Here is a 17,910-nt window from a genome sequence, read left to right on the forward strand (position 1 = left end):
CTCACAAGCGTGGCACGGAGAGCGCGCCGTCGACATCGATGACCGATCCGGTCGAAAAGGCGAACTTTCCGGAGGCAAGCGCGGCCACGACAGTGCCGATATCGCCTGCCTCGCCCCAGCGTTTTGCCGGCACCAGCCCACCCTCGATCAGCGCGTCATATTTGGCGGAAACGCCAGCCGTCATATCGGTTCGGATGATGCCCGGCCGGACCTCGAACACGCCGATATTTTCTGGTGCAAGCCGCAGCGCCAGGTTTTTCACCCACATCGAAAGCCCGGCCTTGGAGATGCAGTAGTCGGCGCGTTCCGGCGAAGCCATGGCGGCGCTGACCGAGGTGATGGTGATGATCGATCGGACGGCGTTTGCGGATGCCGCAAGCATGACCTTGGCGACGGCCTGGCTGAGGAACACTGTACCGCGCAGGTTGATATCCAGAGCGCGGTCGAAATTCTCCGGCTTCAGCTCCAACAGATCGCCGCGCACCACGGCGCCGACGCCGGCGTTGTTGACCAGGCAATCGATGCGGCCGAAGGCGTTGGTTGCAGCATCAACGAGCGCAGGGTGGCGTGCGAGATCAGCGATGTCGCATTGGGCGTAAGCGAACTTCGCGCCACGCCCGGCGATGTTTTCGGCGAGACCGCCGACGGGTTTGTTGGCAAGGTCGGCGACGAGGAGGTCGAAGCCGGCGTCCGCCAGCGCCTCGGCGCAGGCGAGGCCAATACCCCGAGCGCCGCCGGTGACGATGGCTGCCGGGCGGGTCATTGGAGACTAGCCTTTTGAACGTTCGCGCTGCCCCTCATCGCCCTGCCGGGCACTTCTCCCCGTATAGTGACGGGGAGAAGGAAGCCTTTGTCGCCGGCTTCGCCAGTCGCAAGCGTTGCAGAATGGGTGCCGGCGTTGCGGCCAGCCTTCTTCTCCCCGTTTACGGGGAGAAGGTGCCGGCAGGCGGATGAGGGGCGGCGCCGGCCTATCATGAAGAAAGCTCCGTCTTGCGGATATGGTCGGCAACGCGCAGCGCCTGCGCGGCGATCGACAGCGCCGGGTTGACGGCGGCCGATGTCGGCAGGAAGCCGCCGTCGACGACGAACAGGTTTTGATGATCCCAGGCGCGGCAGAAGGGGTCGAGCGGCGATGTTGCCGGGTCGTTGCCGATCTTCACGGTGCCGCATTGGTGCGACGGCGTGCGCTTGTCGAAGGGCCGCGACAGCACGATCGGATAGCCGCAGGCGCGAAGGTTCTCGCGCATGACCTTGGTCAGGCCATCCAGCGACTGCATGTTGGAGCGCCGCCATTGCATGATGATCTCCTTGCCGTCGACCATGATGCGGCTTTCGGGATCGGGCAGGTCCTCGCACATCAGGTACCAATCGACGGCGTGGCCGGCCATGAAGTCGAGCACGAATTTCGGCATCCTCTTCACATTGGCCTTCAGCATGTTGCCGTCGATCTTGCCGAGCAGCTGCACATTGCCGAGCGGCTTGCCGTCCTTGCCGTCGGACAGGTAGTAATCGTTGAGCATCAGCGTCTTCTGGTAGACGCTATCGTTGCGGCGGCGCGGGTCGATCGCCAGCATCGCACTCGAATTGTGGTTCATGAAATTGCGCCCGACCTGGTCGGAGCTGTTGGCGAGGCCGTTGCCGGTAGCGGAGGGCGAGCGCAGCAGGATGGCGGCCGAATTGATCGCGCCGGCGGACAGGATGACGAGCTTCGGCGACAGCGTCTTGTGCTCGCCGTTCTGGGTGTAGTGGATGGCGGCGATCGACTTGCCGTCCGGCGCGGTTTCGAGCCAGTCGACATGCGCGCCGGTCTCGAGCCGGATGTTCTTGTCGGTGAGCGCCGCCGTCAGCGGTCCAGTCTGGGCGTCGATCTTGCCCTGGCCGGTGTTGGGGAAGGCGTCCCAGCCCGTCCTGCCGTCCTTCAGCCAGGCCTCGATGTCGACGCCGAGCGGTAGCGAGGCAGGATGGAGTCCAAGGCTCTTCAGCTCGGCGCGGGCGCGCGCGATCGGCGGCTCGTCCGGCACCGGCTTGAAGGCGTAGGGGATCGAATGGAACGGCTCGGTCGGGTCTTCACCCAGCGTGCCGCGCACGCGAAAAAGCTGCTCGGCCTTCGAATACCACGGCTCGAATTCGTCATAGGAAAACGGCCAGGCCGGCGAGACGCCGCCGAAATGCTCGAGCTCGGAAAAATCCTCCTTGCGGTAGCGGATCAGGACGGCGCCGAAGAACTTCGAATTGCCGCCGACATAGTAATAGTTGCCTGGGTTGAAGGCGGCACCGCCGGCCTCGCGCCACATCTCCTTCGGCCGGTAGTGCTCGTCGATGAAGATGGAGCGCGTCGAGCGCGCATGCGGCGTCGCGGGCAGCGGCTCGCCACGCTCCAGGATCAGGATCGAGGCGCCGCTGCCGGCCAAGCCGGAGGCGATCGTGGCGCCGCCGATGCCGGAGCCGATGATGACGATATCCGGGTTTGCCATAGCTTTTTAAAGGATGCGCTTCTCGGTCGCCGGGTCGAAGAACACCGCCTTGCTGAGGTTGAAGGCCAAAGGCGTGCTGGTGCCGGGCTGGATATTCGCATCAGCTCTCAGCCGCGCCACCACGCCCTTGCCGCCCAGATTGGTGACGGCAAAAGTATCCGATCCCGCCGGCTCCACCACTTCGATATGGCAGTCGGCGGTGGCGATGTTCGAAGCGTTGCGTTCCGCACCTTCCGGGTCGGTCAGCGCTTCGGGGCGCACGCCGAAGATCACCGGCTTGTCCTTGAAGGCCGCAAGGCCGGTGGGCGCGCCGGGCATCGGCAGCACGATCGGCTGGCGCGCCTCGCGGTCCAGCACCACCGAAAGCCCGCTGCCATTGGCGCCGATCTTGGCCGGGATCAGGTTCATCGCCGGCGAGCCCATGAAGTCGGCGACAAAGATGTTGGTCGGGTTGTTGTAGATTTCGGCCGGCGTGCCGAATTGCTGCACCTCGCCGTCGCGCATGACGGCGATCTTGGTCGCCAGCGTCATCGCCTCGATCTGGTCATGCGTGACATAGACGATGGTCGTGCCGGTCGTGGCGTGCAGGCGCTTGATCTCGATGCGCATGTCGACGCGCAGCTTGGCGTCGAGATTGGAGAGCGGCTCGTCGAATAGGAAGAGTTTCGGGTCGCGGACCAGCGCCCGGCCCATGGCGACGCGCTGCCGCTGGCCGCCGGAAAGCTGACTGGGCTTGCGGTTGAGGAGATGGCCGATCTGCAGGATCTTCGCCACCTTGTCGATCGCCGCCTGGCGTTCCGCCGCCGGCACGCCGCGCATCTCCATGCCGAAGGCGATGTTGCCGGCAACCGTCATATTCGGGTAGAGCGCATAGCTCTGGAACACCATGGCGATGTCGCGCTTCGAAGGATGCAGGTCGTTGATCGCGCGGCCGTCGACGCGGATCTCGCCCTCGGTGATCTGCTCCAGGCCGGCGATCGTGTTGAGCAGCGTAGACTTGCCGCAGCCGGAAGGGCCGACGAGCACCAGGAAGCCGCCCTTTTCGAGCTCGACATCGATGCCCTTCAGGATCTCGACATTCCCGAAGCGCTTCTTCAGCCCATCAATTTCCAGAAAAGCCATGGTCGTTCCTTCCGAATGTGGTCAGCCCTTGACCGCGCCCGCCATCAGCCCGCGCACGAAATAGCGGCCGGCGACGACATAGACGATCAGGGTGGGGAGCGCGGCGATCATCGCCGCCGCCATGTTGACGTTGTATTCGACGACGCCGGTCGAGGTGTTGACGACATTGTTCAGCGCCACCGTCATCGGCATCACGTCGCCGGAGCCCGCATAGGCAGAGGCGAACAGGAAGTCGTTCCAGATGTTGGTGAACTGGTAAATCACCGTCACAACGATGATCGGCAGCGAATTGGGCAGCATGATGCGCCGGAATATCTGGAAGAAGGAGGCGCCGTCGACCTGTGCCGCCTTCACCAACTCGGTCGGGAAGGCCTCGTAATAATTGCGGAAGAACAGCGTGGTGAAGCCGAGGCCGTAGACTACATGGACGAAGACCAGGTTCACGGTCGAATTGCCGAGACCGAAGTTGAACCCGGTCGCGTTCTGCAGGGTGACGCCGAAGCGGCCGAGGCTGCCGAGGATCGTCGCCATCGGCAACAGCACCGACTGGAACGGGATGAAGCAGGCGAACAGCATCATGGCAAATACCAGCGTGTGGCCGCGGAAGCGCCATTTGGTCAGCACATAGCCGTTGAGCGCGCCGAGCAGCGTCGAGATCAGCACTGCCGGCACGACCATCTTGATGGAGTTCCAGAAATAGCCCTTCATGCCGACGCAGGTCAGGCCCGAGCAGACTTCGCTCCACGCCTTTATCCACGGCGCGAAAGTCGGCGCATGCGGCAGCGACAGCATGTTGCCGTTCTGGATCTCGTCCATGGTCTTGAACGAGGTGACCAGCATGACGAAGAGCGGCATCAGATAGAAGATCGCGAACAGCGCCAGCAGGCCGTAGATGACGATGCGGTTGAGCGTCCTGGCGCGGGCGCCGCTTGCGGCTTGGCCGGCGGGTGAAGCGACAGCGCTCATCGCGACTTCTCCCTGAGCTCGGAATAAAGATACGGAACGATGATGGCGGTGATGGTCATCAGCATGATTACCGCGCTGGCCGACCCGACCGCCATCTCGTTGCGCTTGAAGGTGAACTCATACATGAAGTTGGACGGCAGCCAGGCCGAGCCGCCGGGCCCGCCGCTGGTCAGCGCCACGACCAGGTCATAGGACTTGATGGCGAGGTGCGCGAGCACGATGAAGGCCGACAGGAAGACGGGCCTGAGCAGCGGGATGACGATGCGGCGGTAGAGCTGGAAGGTGGAAGCGCCGTCGATCTGCGCGGCCTTCATGATCTCGCCGTCGATGCCGCGAAGGCCGGCCAGGAACATCGCCATGACGAAGCCGGAAGCCTGCCAGACGCCGGCGATCACCACGGTGTAGATGACGAAATCCTTGTTCTTGATCCAGTCGAAATGGAAGCTCGTCCAGCCCCACTGATGCAGCGTCTGTTCCAGCCCGAGGCCGGGATCGAGGAACCATTTCCAGGCGACGCCGGTGACGATGAAGGAGAGCGCCATCGGGTAGAGGTAGATCGGCCTGAGCACGCCTTCGCCGCGGATCTTCTGGTCGAGCAGGACGGCCAGGAACAGGCCGAGCGCCAGGCAGATCAGGATGTAGAGGAAGCCGAATATGCCCATATTGGTGATCGAGGTGTACCAGCTCGACGGCGGGTCGCTCTCGAAGGTCCAGCGCCACAGCCTCTGATAGGCGCGGGCTCCGGTGACGGCATAGGACGGGAATGTCTTGGAATTGGTGAAGGACAGATAGATCGTCCACAGGATGAAGCCATAGACGAAGACAATCGTCGCCGCGAAACTCGGCGCCAAAACGATCTTCGGCAGCAGATCCTGCAGCCGCGACCGGACCGACGCGCCAGGACGGGCGTCATGCTCCGGTGTCAGCTTGATCCGGGTTTCGGCAACTGTGCTCATAGGCTCGTCCAGTACCGGTTGGTCGGAAACCGCCCGGCGCGAAACGCGCCAGGGTCTTTCCCGCACTTTTTGTGGACGGGAGACCTCCCCCGCCGAAGCGGGGGAGATCCGAGTTCAAGCAACGGCTACTTGGCGTCGTCGATAGCCTTGACCAGCTCGGTCACGGCTTCGTCTGAGGTCTTGATCTGACCGTGGACGAACTTCGACACGACATCCTTGTAGGCGTTCGCGACGGCCGGCGGGGCGCCGTAGCCCTGCGCCAGCGAGCCGAACAACGTGCCGCCCTCATTGGCCTTCTTCAGGTCGGCGATGCCCTTCTTGCCGCAAGCGTCGAAGTCGGTATCAGGCACGTCGGTGCGGGCCGGGACCGAACCCTTCACGACGTTGAAGGCCGACTGGAAGCTCTTCGACAAAGTGGCGGTGGCGAGTGCCACCTGAGCGGCCTTGCGGTCCTCCGGCACGTTGAACATGCCGAACATGTCGGAGTTGTAGATCACCGAGCCGTCGGTGCCCGGGAAGCGGTAGCACAGGAAGTCGGTGCCCGGGGTCTTGTTGGCGGCGTGGAACTCGCCCTTGGCCCAGTCGCCCATGACCTGGACCAGCGCATCGCCCTTGATGACCATGGCGGTGGCGAGATTCCAGTCGCGGCCCGAGAAGTTAGGGTCGACATATTTGACGAGCTTGGCGAGGTTGTCGAACGACTTCTTCATCGTGTCGGACTTGAGCGACTCCTCATCGAGGTCGTTCATCGCCTTCTTGTAGAATTCCGGTCCGCCGGTCGACAGCACGACGGAATCGAACATGGTCGCTTCCTGCCAGTTCTGGCCGCCGAGTGCCAGCGGGATGACGCCCGCGGCCTTGGCCTTGTCGAGCAACGCCACGAAGTTGTCGAAGGTCTTCGGCTCGGTGCCGCCGATCTTGTCCATCACCGCCTTGTTGATCCACAGCCAGTTGACGGAGTGGACGTTGACCGGGGCCGCGACCCACTTGCCGTCATAGACGGAGAACTTCTGCAGGGCGGCCGGAACCGACTTGTCCCAGCCTTCCTTCTTGGCGGTCTCGGTGAGGTCGCCCATGACGCCGGCGGCGGCATAGTCGAGCACGGTGTAGCCGAGCATCTGCGAGGCGGTCGGATAGTTGCCGGCCGCGACCATCGCCTTCAGCGCGGTCATGGCGGCGTCGCCGCCGCCGCCGGCCACCGGCACGTCCTTCCAGGCATAGCCTTCCTTGGCCAGATCCTGCTTCAGCACGTTCAGAGCAGCCGCTTCGCCGCCCGACGTCCACCAATGCAGCATCTGCACTTCCTTGACGTCCGCGGCGTGCGCCGAGAACGCAAAGCTCGTCGCAAGAGCCGTTCCGATAAGCAGTTTGCGCAACATGTACTACCTCCCTTGTTGCATTCACAGAACCGGCGGGTGTCCGCCGGGGTCTCCCAACTCAGCCGACCCACCATCCGGTGCGCTGGCCGCGATGAAACTGGATAGTCTTTTCCTCGGTATAATCCTCGACGGCGCGTTTGCCGAGTTCGCGTCCCAGACCGGACTGCTTGTAGCCGCCGAAGGGCAGTTCGGGATAACCTTCCATGAACGTATTCACCCAAACCGTCCCCGAACGCACGCCGCGCGCCACCGACATGCACGTGTCGATACCGGCGCTCCACACCCCTGCAGACAAACCATAGGGCGTGTTGTTGGCAATGCGCAATGCCTCTTCAATCGTTTCAAAAGTGAGCACGGACAGCACTGGTCCGAACACTTCCTCGCGCGCGATCGCCATATCCTCCGTGACGTCACGGATGATGGTCGGATCGAGATATTGGCCGGCATTGGATGGAAGCCGCGCGCCACCGGCGAAAACGCTGCCGCCGTCGGTCTTCGCCGCCGTCACATAGCCGGCTACCTTTTCCATATGGTCGGCCGAGATCATCGCGCCGACCTTGGTGCGGTCGTCGAGCGGATCGCCGACGCGGACCTTCTGGGACAGCGCCTTGACCGCGTTGAGGAAGTCGTCGGCGATCGCCTCATGCACGATCAGGCGGCTGCCGGCATTGCAGCATTCGCCGGCGTTGAAGAAGCCGCCGAACACCGCGGCATCCGCAGCGGCCTCGAGGTCGGCGTCGGGGAAGACGATCTGGCCGTTCTTGCCGCCGAGTTCCATCGAGACCTTCTTCAAGGTATCGGAAGCGGCGGCCATGGTTGTCTTGCCGACACGGGTCGAGCCGGTGAAGGAGACCATCTCGACCAGCGGATGGACGACCATCGGCGCGCCGACATCGGCGCCGTAGCCTGCGAGAATGTTGACGACGCCGGCCGGCAGCCCGGCCTCGAGCAGGATGTCGCCGAGCACGAAAGTGGAAGCGGACGTCATCTCGCTCGGCTTCACCACCGCCGTGCAGCCGGCGGCAAGCGCGAAGGGCAGCTTTTGGCTGACGATCAGGAAAGGGAAATTCCACGGCGTGATGATCGAGACGACGCCGATCGGCTCGCGCAGCACGACGCCCAGCATGGAGTCGCCGAGATTGGCGTAGCTTTCGCCATGCAGCGTGCGGGCAAGCGAGGCGGCATAGCGCCAGATGTCGATGGCGCCGCCGATCTCTGCGCGCGCCTGGGCGATCGGCTTGCCGGATTCCAGCGCGTCGAGCCGCGCGATCTGCTCCAGCCGCGCCTCGATCAGGTCGGCAGCCTTCAGCAGAACCGCCGCGCGTTCCGATGCCTTCATGCGCGGCCACGGACCGGTCTCGAAGGCCTTATGCGCGGCCTGCACCGCCGCCTCGACTTCCGCCGCGCCCGCTTGCGCATAACGGGACACGACGAAGCCGTGGCCTGGGCTGGCGCGCTCTATGCTGCGGCCGTCGCAGGCATCGACATGCCTGCCGTCGATCAGCAGCTTGTAGGCCTTCGGCGCCTCAGACGCCTCGGCCGGCATGGCAATGTTGAGCGGTGCGTTCATCATGTCTTCTCTAGGATCTCGAAAAGGCCGGCTTCTGCTTGGTCTTGAAGGCGCCGACGCCGGCTTTAAGATCGGCGGTGAGCGCGATGAAACCGCTGGCCAGCGCCTCGGTCGCGGCGGCGTCTTCCTCGCCCTCGGTAATGCCGATCATCAGCTTCGCGGCCTCCGTCGCCAGCGGACCGCGCTCGGCGATCTTTTCGGCCCAGGCTTTGGCTTCGTCGAAAGCCTTGCCTGTTTCGACCAGTCGGTCGACGACACCGTGCGCGAGCGCGTCGGATGCCAGGAAAATCTCGCCGCCGATTGCCATCCGGCGCACGATCTGTGCGCCGAAGCGGCGTACCGCGCGCTGCGTGCCCGACCAACCGGGAACGACACCGATCGAGGTTTCGGGGAAGCCGAGCTTGACCTGCATTTCGGCGACGCGGAAATCGCAGGCCGCCGCCAGTTCCAGCCCGCCGCCCAGCGCATGACCGGAGAGCACGGCGATGGTCGGCTGCCTGAGCCGCGCCAGCCGATCGAAGACGCGGTGGCCGTAGCGCACCCATTGCACCTGGAAGTCGGCGGCGCTCATGGCACCCCACGCCTCGACGTCGCCGCCGGCGCAGAAGCCCTTGCCTTCGCCGCGGATGAGCACGGCGCGAACGCCCTCGGCCAGTTCCGCTTCGTCGAGCGCCGCTTCGAGCGCACGCAGCATCGGGATGTCGAGCGCGTTGAACTTTTCCGGCCGGCGCAGCGTGACGATGCCTATGGCGTCGTCCCGCTCGAAGGTGACAAGCTCAGCCATGCGCGCCTCCGAGCGAAGCGCCGCCATTGAGCGACAGGCCGATCGGCCGGTCCTGATAAAGCGCCGCAGGCGTGACCTTGAGGTCGTTCGCCACAGCGAGCGGGATCTCGGCCTGCGCCAGCACATCGCGTTCGAGGTCGATGCCGGGCGCCAGTTCCGTCACCATCAGCCCGTCCGGCGTCAGCTTCATCACGCAGCGCTCGGTGACATAGGTGATGTCCTGCCCCTGGGTGACCGCCCGCTTGCCGGAGAAGGAGATGTGCTCGACCTCCGCGACCACCTTCTTCACCTTGCCTTCCTGGTCGATGCGGATCGCGCCTCCAGCCAGCGACAGCTTGGCGCCGGCATTGAAGAAGCCGGAAAAGACGATCTTCTTCGCGCGCGCGGTGATGTCGACGAAGCCGCCGGCGCCGGCCGTCACATGCGGCCGCGCCGAGAGCTTGGAGACGTTGACCGAGCCATGGCGGTCGATCTGCAGGAAGGAGAGCAGCGAGGCGTCGAAGCCGCCGGCCTGGAAATAGATGAACTGGTGCGGCGAGGGCATGATCGCCTCGGCGTTGGAGGCACAGCCGAACTTGAAGTCGAGCAGCGGCACGCCGCCGACCGCGCCTTGCTCGATCACCCAGGTGACCTTGCCGTGCTGGCCTTCCTCGAGAAGGATGCGCGGCACATTGGCCGAGATGCCGAAGCCGATGTTGACGGCCATGCCGTCGCGCAATTCCATGGCGACGCGGCGCGCGATCACCTTCTGGATGTTCATCTCCGGCGTGCGGAAGGTCGACAGCGGCCGGAAGATCTCGCCGGAGATTGCCGGGTCGTAAGGCGTCTGCGTCGTCTGCAACTGGTCGGGCGCTACCACAACATGGTCGACCAGCACGCCTGGCACCCGCACATCGTGCGGCTTCAGGGTGCCGTTCTCGACGACGCGCTTGACCTGCGCAACGACGATGCCGCCATTGTTGCGGGCGGCCAGTGCCTGCTCCAGCCCGCCGAGATAGGCGCCCTCGTGCTCGTAGGTGAGATTGCCGCGTTCGTCGGCCGTCGTGGCGCGGATGATCGAGACGTTCGGCACGATGGCGCGGAAATAGAGCCATTCCTCGCCGTCGAACTGCTCGACCGAGACTATCGGCTCGCTGGCCGCGGCGTTCATGGCGCAGCCTTGGTGACGCGGATCGGCAAATGTGTCGAGGCCGACCTTGGTCAGCACGCCGGGACGTTTGGCGGCGGCCTCGCGATGCATATCGAACAGGATGCCGGACGGCACGTTGTAGGCGGCGATCGAATTGTCGCCGATCATCTTCCAGATCTGCGGCGGCTCGGCAGAGGAGGGGCCGGACGGATAGGAGCCGCAGAGCGTGCGCTTGAGCAGGCCTGGCTTGGCGAGATGGTCGATGCCCTTGATGCCGTACATGTCGCCGGCGGCGATCGGATGCAGCGTGGTGATCGCCTGCGGATGGCCTTCCGCGTCGAAACGCTCGCCGATCGCGGCAAGCACGGCGTCGGGGCAGCCGAGCCCGCTCGACGACGACACCGACACGACCATGCCGTCCTTGATCAGGCTGGCGGCATAGGCCGCCGAGACGAGCTTGCTCACGTGAGGCCCCCAAGTTGCGGGTCGATAGCGACGGCCTTGCCGGTGTTCGACGATTGCAGTGCTGCTTCGGCCGATGCCAGCGACCAGACGCCGTCCTCGCCGGTGGCGGCAGGCCGCCCTTCGCCGCGGATCGCGGCATGGAAGTGGCGCAGCGAGCGGGTGTATAGATCCTCGCGGTCGAAGCTCAGCTCTTCTTCTCCGCTCGAGCTGCGCAGATGCACCGAGCCGACCGGCTTCTGCGTCATCACATTGGCGGCGATCAGCGAGCCTTCCGAGCCATGCACCTCGAAGCCGGTGCCGGCGAATTTCGTGGTGAAGCCCTCATGCGACTGCGCGATGACGCCGGACTTGAAGCGCCAGATGCACATGGCGCCGTCCTCCAGTCCGCCGCCGGCCATGCCGGCGGCTTGCGTGAAGGCCGAAATCTCGACGGGGTCGTCGTCCAGCACGAAGCGCAGCGTGTCGGCATCATGCACGGTTATGTCGAGCACAACGCCGCCGCCGGCCTCAGGCTTGGCGATGCGCCAACCCTGCAGGTTTTCCGGCAGATAGACGGAATGAAAGACGCGCACCGCGATCGGCTTGCCGATGCGGCCGGCGGCGATCGCCTCGCGCATGGCGCGGTGCGCGCCGGCATTGCGCAGATGGTGATTGGTGCCGAAGACGATACCGGCAGCTTTCGCGGCGACAACCATCTCACGCGCATCGGCGCTGGTCAGCGCCAGCGGCTTCTCGCACAGCACATGCTTGCCGGCCTTGATCGCGGCAAGCCCCTGCTCGAGATGCAATTCGTTGGTGGTCGAGATGTAGACGGCGTCGATATTCGAGTTGAGCAGCGCGTCGAGAGACGAGACGGCGCGTGCGATGCCGTTTTCCCTTGCATAGGTCTCGGCCCGTTCCGGGCTGGAGCTCATCACGGCGGCGACCTCGCCGTCGGCCTGCGCGCGGATGGCATCGATCATGAACTGTTTGGCGATCGTGCTGGCGCCGATCAGTCCCCATCGCACGCTCATGCCGCGTCTCCCACTTGGCTGTTGCGGTCCGGGCCGCTGCTTTCCCGCACGACCAGGCTGACGGCACCGATATGGTTCTCGGCGCGCGTGGTGCGCGACTGGATCATCTTCAGCATGACGTGCGCCGCGCGCTCGCCGAGGCCCGCGGTGTCGACGGCGACGCTGGTCAGCGCCGGGCTGTAGTGCTCGGCCTCGGCGACGTCGTCGAAGCCGACGACGGCAAAGTCTGCGCCCGCCTCGAGACCGCGTTTGCGCAATGCCAGCATGACGCCGAAGGCTACCGCATCGTTGAAGCACAGCGCTGCGGTCGGTGGTCGCGGCACGGCAAGGGCCGTCTCCAGGCAGGCCATGCCGCCCTTGCGGCTGGTCTCGCCCTCGACGATCAGCCGGTCGGAAGCTGGGATGCCGAGCGTTTCGCAGGCTTCGAGGAAGCCTCCCAGGCGCTCCTGATAAACAACGAGATCGGATGAACCGCCGAAGAAGGCCAGGCGGCGATGGCCCTTGCGGATCAGATGTTCGGCGGCAAGCACCGCGCCGCGATGATTGTCCGGCGCGATCACCGGAACGCGGCTGTCCGGCAGCCTGCGCATGGTGAAGACGATCGGGACGCCGGCCGTCTCTATCCGGCGGAAGGTGCCGGGCGTGGTGCCGCGCGCCGGCGAGACGATCAGGCCGGCGACGCCCTGTTCCATCAGCGACTTCAGCACCTCTTCCTGACGCACCGGGTTTTCCGCCGTGTTGGCGATGAAGGGGACGACGCCCGCCGCCTGGAAGACGCGCTCCATGCCGACCGCCAACTCGGCGAAAAAGGGGTTGGTGAGATCGTTGATCACCATGCCGATGACATTGGAATGGGCCTTGCGCAGATTGGCGGCGCCGCGGTTGTAGACATAGCCGACATCCTCGATCGCCTTGCGCACCTTGACCGCCGTTTCAGGCCGGATCAACCCGCTGCCCTGCAGCACGAGCGACACCGTCGATTTGGACACGCCGGCCTCGCGAGCGATGTCCAGGATCGTCGCCTTGGGCCGGCTGGCCATCCTCGTCATGTCCTCCAAGTTTCGAGAAGATCTATTGGAACGTTCTAATCATCGATCCAAATCCGAGTCAATCACGATTCCGCGGAGATTCGAAAAATTGATTGGCGCGGTTCAAAACATCAATGAATGTAAGGGTTCTAAAGGAGACACAATGTCTTCCGGCTTGGATGCCGTGGATCATAAAGGTTCTTGATTTATTGGAACGTTCCATTTATAGCGACCGCACGGGAGAGTTCCATGGACATCACCTTGCCTGCGGCAAACGGCGACCGCGTCAGCTACCGGCTTGTCGGCAAACCGGTCGAACCGATCGAGGGCGCACGCTTTTCGCGCATCGCCTATGCCGCCGCCCATGTCGTTGCCGATCCCATCGCCATGACCGATCCGTGGTCGCGGCCGGCGGTCGACTGGAACAGGACGATGGCGTTCCGTCATCATCTGTGGCGGCTCGGCTTTCGCATCGCCGAAGCCATGGATACCTCCCAGCGCGGGATGGGTTTCGACTGGGCGAGCGCGAAGGAGCTGATCCGCCGCTCGATCGCGGAAGCCAAAACGGTGCCAGGCGCCGACCTCGCCTCGGGAGCGGGGACCGATCACCTGGCGCCGGCGGCGGCCAAGACGCTCGACGACGTCATCGGCGCCTATGAAGAGCAATTCGCCTTCATCGAAGGCGAGGGCGGCAAGGCAATCATGATGGCGAGCCGCGCGCTGGCGGCGGTGGCAAAGGGGCCGGACGATTATGCCCGCGTTTATGAGCGCATGCTGTCCCAGGCATCGGGCAAGGTCATCCTGCACTGGCTGGGCGACATGTTCGATCCGGCACTCAAGGGTTATTGGGGCAGCAACGATTTTGACGCGGCGCTCGACACGGTCGTCGCCATCATCGGGCGGCATGCGGGCAAGGTCGAAGGCATCAAGATATCGCTGCTCGACGCGGAGAAGGAAGTGCGGCTGCGCGACAGGCTGCCCGACGGGGTGGTGATGTTCACCGGCGACGATTTCAACTATCCCGCACTGATTGCCGGCGACGGCAGGAAACACTCGCACGCGCTGCTCGGCATCTTCGACGCCATCGCGCCGGTGGCAAATGCCGCGCTGGCGAAGCTGGCGGAGGGCGATAAGGTCGGCTATGACGCGCTGATGGCGCCGACCGTGCCGCTGTCGCGAAAAATCTTCGAGGCGCCGACCGAATACTACAAGGCCGGCATCGTCTTCATGGCCTGGCTGAACGGGCATCAGGACCACTTCACGATGGTGGGCGGCATGCAATCGGCGCGCGGCATATGCCACTACGCGGAAGTCTTCCAGCTCTCCGACCAGGCCGGGCTGTTGGTCGAACCCGATCTTGCCGTCGCCAGGATGAAGACCCTGCTGGCGGTCGCGGGCGTTTAAGCCGGTCCCCGTGCGGGGATTTGCGTTTCGGCGATAAATCGTATTCGCTTGCCGAAAAATAGGCGCGGGCGCACATGGCAATGGCGGACAAAGTCGCCCCGGCAGACAAGGTCGCCCTGGCAAACAGGGTTGCGCTTGTCACCGGGGTTACCGGGCAGGACGGGGCTTATCTGGCCGAGCTGCTGCTCGGCAAGGGCTATGTCGTCCACGGCGTCAAACGCCGGTCGTCTTCCTTCAACACCGAGCGGGTCGACGACATCTATGTCGATCCGCATGAGAGCGCCGCGCGCTTCTTTCTGCATCATGGCGATCTGACCGACGCGACCAATCTGATCCGCCTTGTGCAGGAGACGAAGCCCAGCGAGATCTATAATCTCGGCGCGCAAAGCCATGTCCAGGTGAGCTTCGAGACGCCGGAATACACTGCCAATGCGGATGCGCTGGGGACGCTCAGGCTTCTCGAAGCGATCCGCATTCTCGGCCTCGAGAAATCGGTGCGCTTCTACCAGGCCTCGACCTCGGAGCTCTATGGCGATGCGGTCGAAGCTCCGCAGAACGAGAGCACGCCGTTCCGGCCGCGCTCGCCGTATGCGGCAGCCAAGCTTTATGCTTACTGGATCACGGTCAATTACCGCCAGGCCTATGGCATGTTCGCCGCCAACGGCGTCCTGTTCAATCACGAGAGCCCGACGCGTGGCGAAACCTTCGTCACCCGCAAGATCACCCGCGCCGTTGCTGCGATCCATCACGGCCTGCAGGACACGCTCTATCTCGGCAATATCGACGCACGTCGCGACTGGGGCCATGCGCACGACTATGTCGAGGGCATGTGGCGCATCCTGCAGCATGACGAGCCGGACGATTTCGTGCTCGCGACCGGCGAGGCGCATTCGGTGCGCGAATTCGTGGAGCTCGCCTTCGCCGAGGCCGGACACCGCATTCGCTGGCAGGGCAGCGGCGCCGATGAAGTCGGCATCGACGCAGCCACCGGCGCCGCGCTTGTGCGGATCGATCCGCGCTACTTCCGGCCGACCGAAGTGGATACGCTGGTCGGCGACGCCGCCAAGGCAAGAAAGGTTTTGGGCTGGTCGCACACCATCGGCTTCAAGGATCTGGTAGCGGAAATGGTTCGGGCCGACCTGGTGCGCGCCGCCGGCGCTACTTGGCGCAACGGCCGTTCAACCTAGGACTCCGCGCTTATGGACAAGAGTTTCGATCTCAAAGGAAAGCGCATTTTCATTGCCGGCCACCGCGGCATGGTCGGCTCGGCCCTGGTGCGCCGCCTGGCTGGCGAGGATTGCGAGATCGTGACCGTGGCGCGCAGCGAGCTCGACCTTCTCGACCAGGCCGGCGTGCGCCGCTGGATGGAGGACCGGCGGCCCGACGCGGTGATCATGGCGGCCGCCAAGGTCGGCGGCATCCTGGCCAATGACAGCTTCCCGGTGGATTTCCTTTACGAAAACCTCGTCGTGCAGACCAATGTCGTCGAGGCCGCCTTTCGCAGCGGGGTGCAGAAGCTCCTGTTCCTGGGCTCGTCCTGCATCTATCCGAAGCTTGCACCGCAGCCGATCCCGGAAGACGCGCTGCTCACCGGCCCGCTCGAACCCACAAACGAATGGTACGCCGTCGCCAAAATCGCCGGGTTGAAACTTTGCCAGGCCTACCGGCGCCAACATGGCGTCGACTACATCTCGGCCATGCCGACAAATCTCTATGGTCCGGGCGACAATTTCGACCTCGACAGCAGTCATGTCGTGCCTGCGCTGATGCGCAAGGCGCATATGGCGAAGCTAACCAATCAAAAGACCCTGCAGGTGTGGGGTTCGGGCCGGCCGATGCGAGAATTCCTGCATGTCGACGACGCCGCCGACGCCTTTGTCTGGCTTTTGAAGACTTATTCCGGCGACGGCCACGTCAATGTCGGTAGCGGTGAGGACATCACCATCGCGGAGCTTGCCGGCACCGTCGTATCGGTCGTCGGCGCCGGCGCCGAGATCGCGTTCGATCCGACGAAGCCGGACGGGATGCCGCGCAAGCTGATGGACGTCTCGCGCCTGTTCAAGACCGGCTGGAGGCCGGCCTATTCGCTTCGAGATGGATTGGAACAGACCTATGCCTGGTTCCTCGACCATGTCGAGAAAGGCGATATCCGTCTTGGCGCTGCATGATTCTCAATCGAAACTCATCGCGGCGACCAGGGAGGACGGCTTGGGCGGCCGGCTTCTGGCTATGGTCAACGCCAAGGCGCTTGCCGACACGCTCGGCTATCGCTTCGGCTTTGCCTGGAAGCCGATCCATGACGACAAATTTCACTCGGTCGAGAAAGTCGACAAGATATTCTCCGCCGATTTCATCGAGAAGCACTGGCTGGGGGAGACGGTCGAACCATTGGGTTTCGATGTTCTGGAAGAGGTAGCCTTTAGCCATGCCAGTCTCGATGCCGCGGCGGCACGGCGAAGGTTTCGCGGCTGGATCTGCAACGAGTTTGAGATACCGGATCATTTTCAGGGCGGACCCCAACTCGTCCGACGATCGGAGACATTGCGGGGTTTCGGTTTTTCCAAGGCCGTGAATCAGGCGCTCGACGCCGCCGACAGGTGCCCATTTCCGGGGCCGATCGCCGCTGTGCATCTTCGCAGCGGCGACATCGTGCGCGGCAAGTATCGCTTCATGCTGCATTTCAGCGACAAGGTAGTGGCCTCGACCTTGGTCAAGGCTGTCGCGTCGGAGCTTTCGTCAAAAGGCCTGACAACTCTTCTGATCGGTCAGGATCGTGAAACGCTCGAATATCTGCGGTCGGAAACGGGAGCCTTGCTGGGCGACGATCTGGGATCGGCGGAATTCGCAGATGAGACGCTCAAGGCATTCTTCGAGATGAGGCTGATGGCGCGGTGCCAGAAAATCTATGCAGGCGGCAGCGTCTATGCGTCCGTCGCATCGATGATGGGCGATGTCGGTCTCGTCCATCCGAAAACCTTGTTCGACGGTTCGAGAGCCGCGGAAATGATTCTGGCCGAACTCAGCCGACATCAGGGCGATTACCACCCGCTCGAGGCGGCCTTCGGCTATCAAACCGCGTTTCTCGATCTCGAGGATCAAATCAATCCCGCGCGAGCAAGAGACATCCTGGAAAAGGCTCACGCGCTGGATCCGCCCAACGACGTCTATCCGCTCAAAATCGCGGCGGCTTTTTTTCACGAACGCGACTACCGGTCCGGCGAGGCCGTTTTGAAGGCGCTCATGACAAGACAGTTCGAAGCCTCTTCCGCAATGCCGTTGCGAGCGATTGGCGTGCTGGTCTGCCGGACATGGCGCGGCGATGTCATGTCGAAAGATTTCGAGTCCTTCTTCGCGGCGGCCGCAGAGGGGCATCCCTACGCCGCGGCGTGCTCGGCGCATATCCTCCATGCAACATTCGGGAAGGTGAAGCCGGCTCTGCGGATGATTGCGAAGTCGCTGGATGCGGAACCGGCCAATGCCTTGTTCAAGAGAATCAAACGGCACATACGGCCATTGACGACGCCTCAGTCGGGTCCTCTGGCGAAGGCGCGGCTGCGACTCTGGAAGGCGGGGATTCGAATATAGGGACCGCCGCTGCGGTCTTTGCCGCGGCTGCATTA

General features: G+C 63.9%; 15 protein-coding genes. 4 read left to right on the forward strand and 11 right to left on the reverse strand.

Going from position 1 to position 17,910, the window contains the following annotated elements:
- Position 1: 1 nt before the first annotated feature.
- From LB529_RS08615 to LB529_RS08665, 11 genes are all read right to left on the reverse strand, one after another.
- A complete protein-coding gene (locus LB529_RS08615) occupies positions 2 to 763 on the reverse strand; it encodes a 3-ketoacyl-ACP reductase (RefSeq protein ID WP_224524109.1) in 762 nt (253 codons plus the stop codon).
- A 208-nt stretch (positions 764 to 971) separates the two neighbouring features.
- A complete protein-coding gene (locus LB529_RS08620) occupies positions 972 to 2,474 on the reverse strand; it encodes a GMC oxidoreductase (protein WP_224524111.1) in 1,503 nt (500 codons plus the stop codon).
- Positions 2,475 to 2,480: 6 nt separating this feature from the next.
- Positions 2,481 to 3,596 carry an ABC transporter ATP-binding protein gene (locus tag LB529_RS08625; protein WP_224710821.1) on the reverse strand — a complete coding sequence of 372 codons (1,116 nt, stop codon included), beginning with the start codon at positions 3,594 to 3,596 and terminating at the stop codon, positions 2,481 to 2,483.
- A gap of 21 nt (positions 3,597 to 3,617) precedes the next feature.
- A complete protein-coding gene (locus LB529_RS08630; protein WP_224710822.1) occupies positions 3,618 to 4,562 on the reverse strand; it encodes a carbohydrate ABC transporter permease in 945 nt (314 codons plus the stop codon).
- Positions 4,559 to 5,518 (reverse strand): carbohydrate ABC transporter permease, encoded by a 960-nt coding sequence (locus LB529_RS08635; protein ID WP_224710823.1) that lies wholly within the window; start codon positions 5,516 to 5,518, stop codon positions 4,559 to 4,561. The genes LB529_RS08630 and LB529_RS08635 overlap by 4 nt, the downstream gene beginning before the upstream one ends.
- Positions 5,519 to 5,643: 125 nt before the next feature.
- Positions 5,644 to 6,897, reverse strand: a complete 1,254-nt coding sequence (locus LB529_RS08640) for an ABC transporter substrate-binding protein (protein ID WP_224710824.1) — start codon at positions 6,895 to 6,897, stop codon at positions 5,644 to 5,646.
- A 58-nt stretch (positions 6,898 to 6,955) separates the two neighbouring features.
- Positions 6,956 to 8,467, reverse strand: a complete 1,512-nt coding sequence (locus tag LB529_RS08645; protein WP_224710825.1) for an aldehyde dehydrogenase family protein — start codon at positions 8,465 to 8,467, stop codon at positions 6,956 to 6,958.
- A gap of 10 nt (positions 8,468 to 8,477) precedes the next feature.
- A complete protein-coding gene (locus tag LB529_RS08650) occupies positions 8,478 to 9,251 on the reverse strand; it encodes an enoyl-CoA hydratase/isomerase family protein (RefSeq protein ID WP_224710826.1) in 774 nt (257 codons plus the stop codon).
- A complete protein-coding gene (locus tag LB529_RS08655) occupies positions 9,244 to 10,845 on the reverse strand; it encodes an acyl CoA:acetate/3-ketoacid CoA transferase (protein ID WP_224710827.1) in 1,602 nt (533 codons plus the stop codon). The genes LB529_RS08650 and LB529_RS08655 overlap by 8 nt, the downstream gene beginning before the upstream one ends.
- Positions 10,842 to 11,858, reverse strand: coding sequence for a Gfo/Idh/MocA family protein (locus LB529_RS08660; protein ID WP_224710828.1), 1,017 nt, complete (start codon positions 11,856 to 11,858; stop codon positions 10,842 to 10,844). Before LB529_RS08660 ends, LB529_RS08655 begins: the two co-directional genes overlap by 4 nt.
- Positions 11,855 to 12,898: a LacI family DNA-binding transcriptional regulator gene (locus tag LB529_RS08665; protein ID WP_224710829.1), complete on the reverse strand. Its 1,044-nt coding sequence runs from the start codon at positions 12,896 to 12,898 to the stop codon at positions 11,855 to 11,857. Before LB529_RS08665 ends, LB529_RS08660 begins: the two co-directional genes overlap by 4 nt.
- Before the next feature lie 237 nt (positions 12,899 to 13,135).
- Here LB529_RS08665 and LB529_RS08670 point away from each other — a divergent pair, with 237 nt between their 5' ends.
- From LB529_RS08670 to LB529_RS08685, 4 genes are all read left to right on the forward strand, one after another.
- Positions 13,136 to 14,290 (forward strand): dihydrodipicolinate synthase family protein, encoded by a 1,155-nt coding sequence (locus LB529_RS08670; protein ID WP_224710830.1) that lies wholly within the window; start codon positions 13,136 to 13,138, stop codon positions 14,288 to 14,290.
- Positions 14,291 to 14,370: 80 nt separating this feature from the next.
- The gene (gene gmd / locus LB529_RS08675; RefSeq protein ID WP_224710831.1) at positions 14,371 to 15,477 is read left to right on the forward strand and encodes a GDP-mannose 4,6-dehydratase; all 1,107 of its coding nucleotides are present in this window, start codon (positions 14,371 to 14,373) and stop codon (positions 15,475 to 15,477) included.
- A 12-nt stretch (positions 15,478 to 15,489) separates the two neighbouring features.
- Complete coding sequence (gene fcl / locus LB529_RS08680; protein WP_224603674.1) at positions 15,490 to 16,458, forward strand: GDP-L-fucose synthase; 969 nt, start codon at positions 15,490 to 15,492, stop codon at positions 16,456 to 16,458.
- Complete coding sequence (locus LB529_RS08685) at positions 16,445 to 17,875, forward strand: hypothetical protein (protein ID WP_224710832.1); 1,431 nt, start codon at positions 16,445 to 16,447, stop codon at positions 17,873 to 17,875. Before fcl ends, LB529_RS08685 begins: the two co-directional genes overlap by 14 nt.
- Positions 17,876 to 17,910: the final 35 nt, after the last annotated feature.

The organism is Mesorhizobium sp. CA5, assembly GCF_020165105.1.
In the GTDB taxonomy this organism is placed as follows: domain Bacteria; phylum Pseudomonadota; class Alphaproteobacteria; order Rhizobiales; family Rhizobiaceae; genus Mesorhizobium.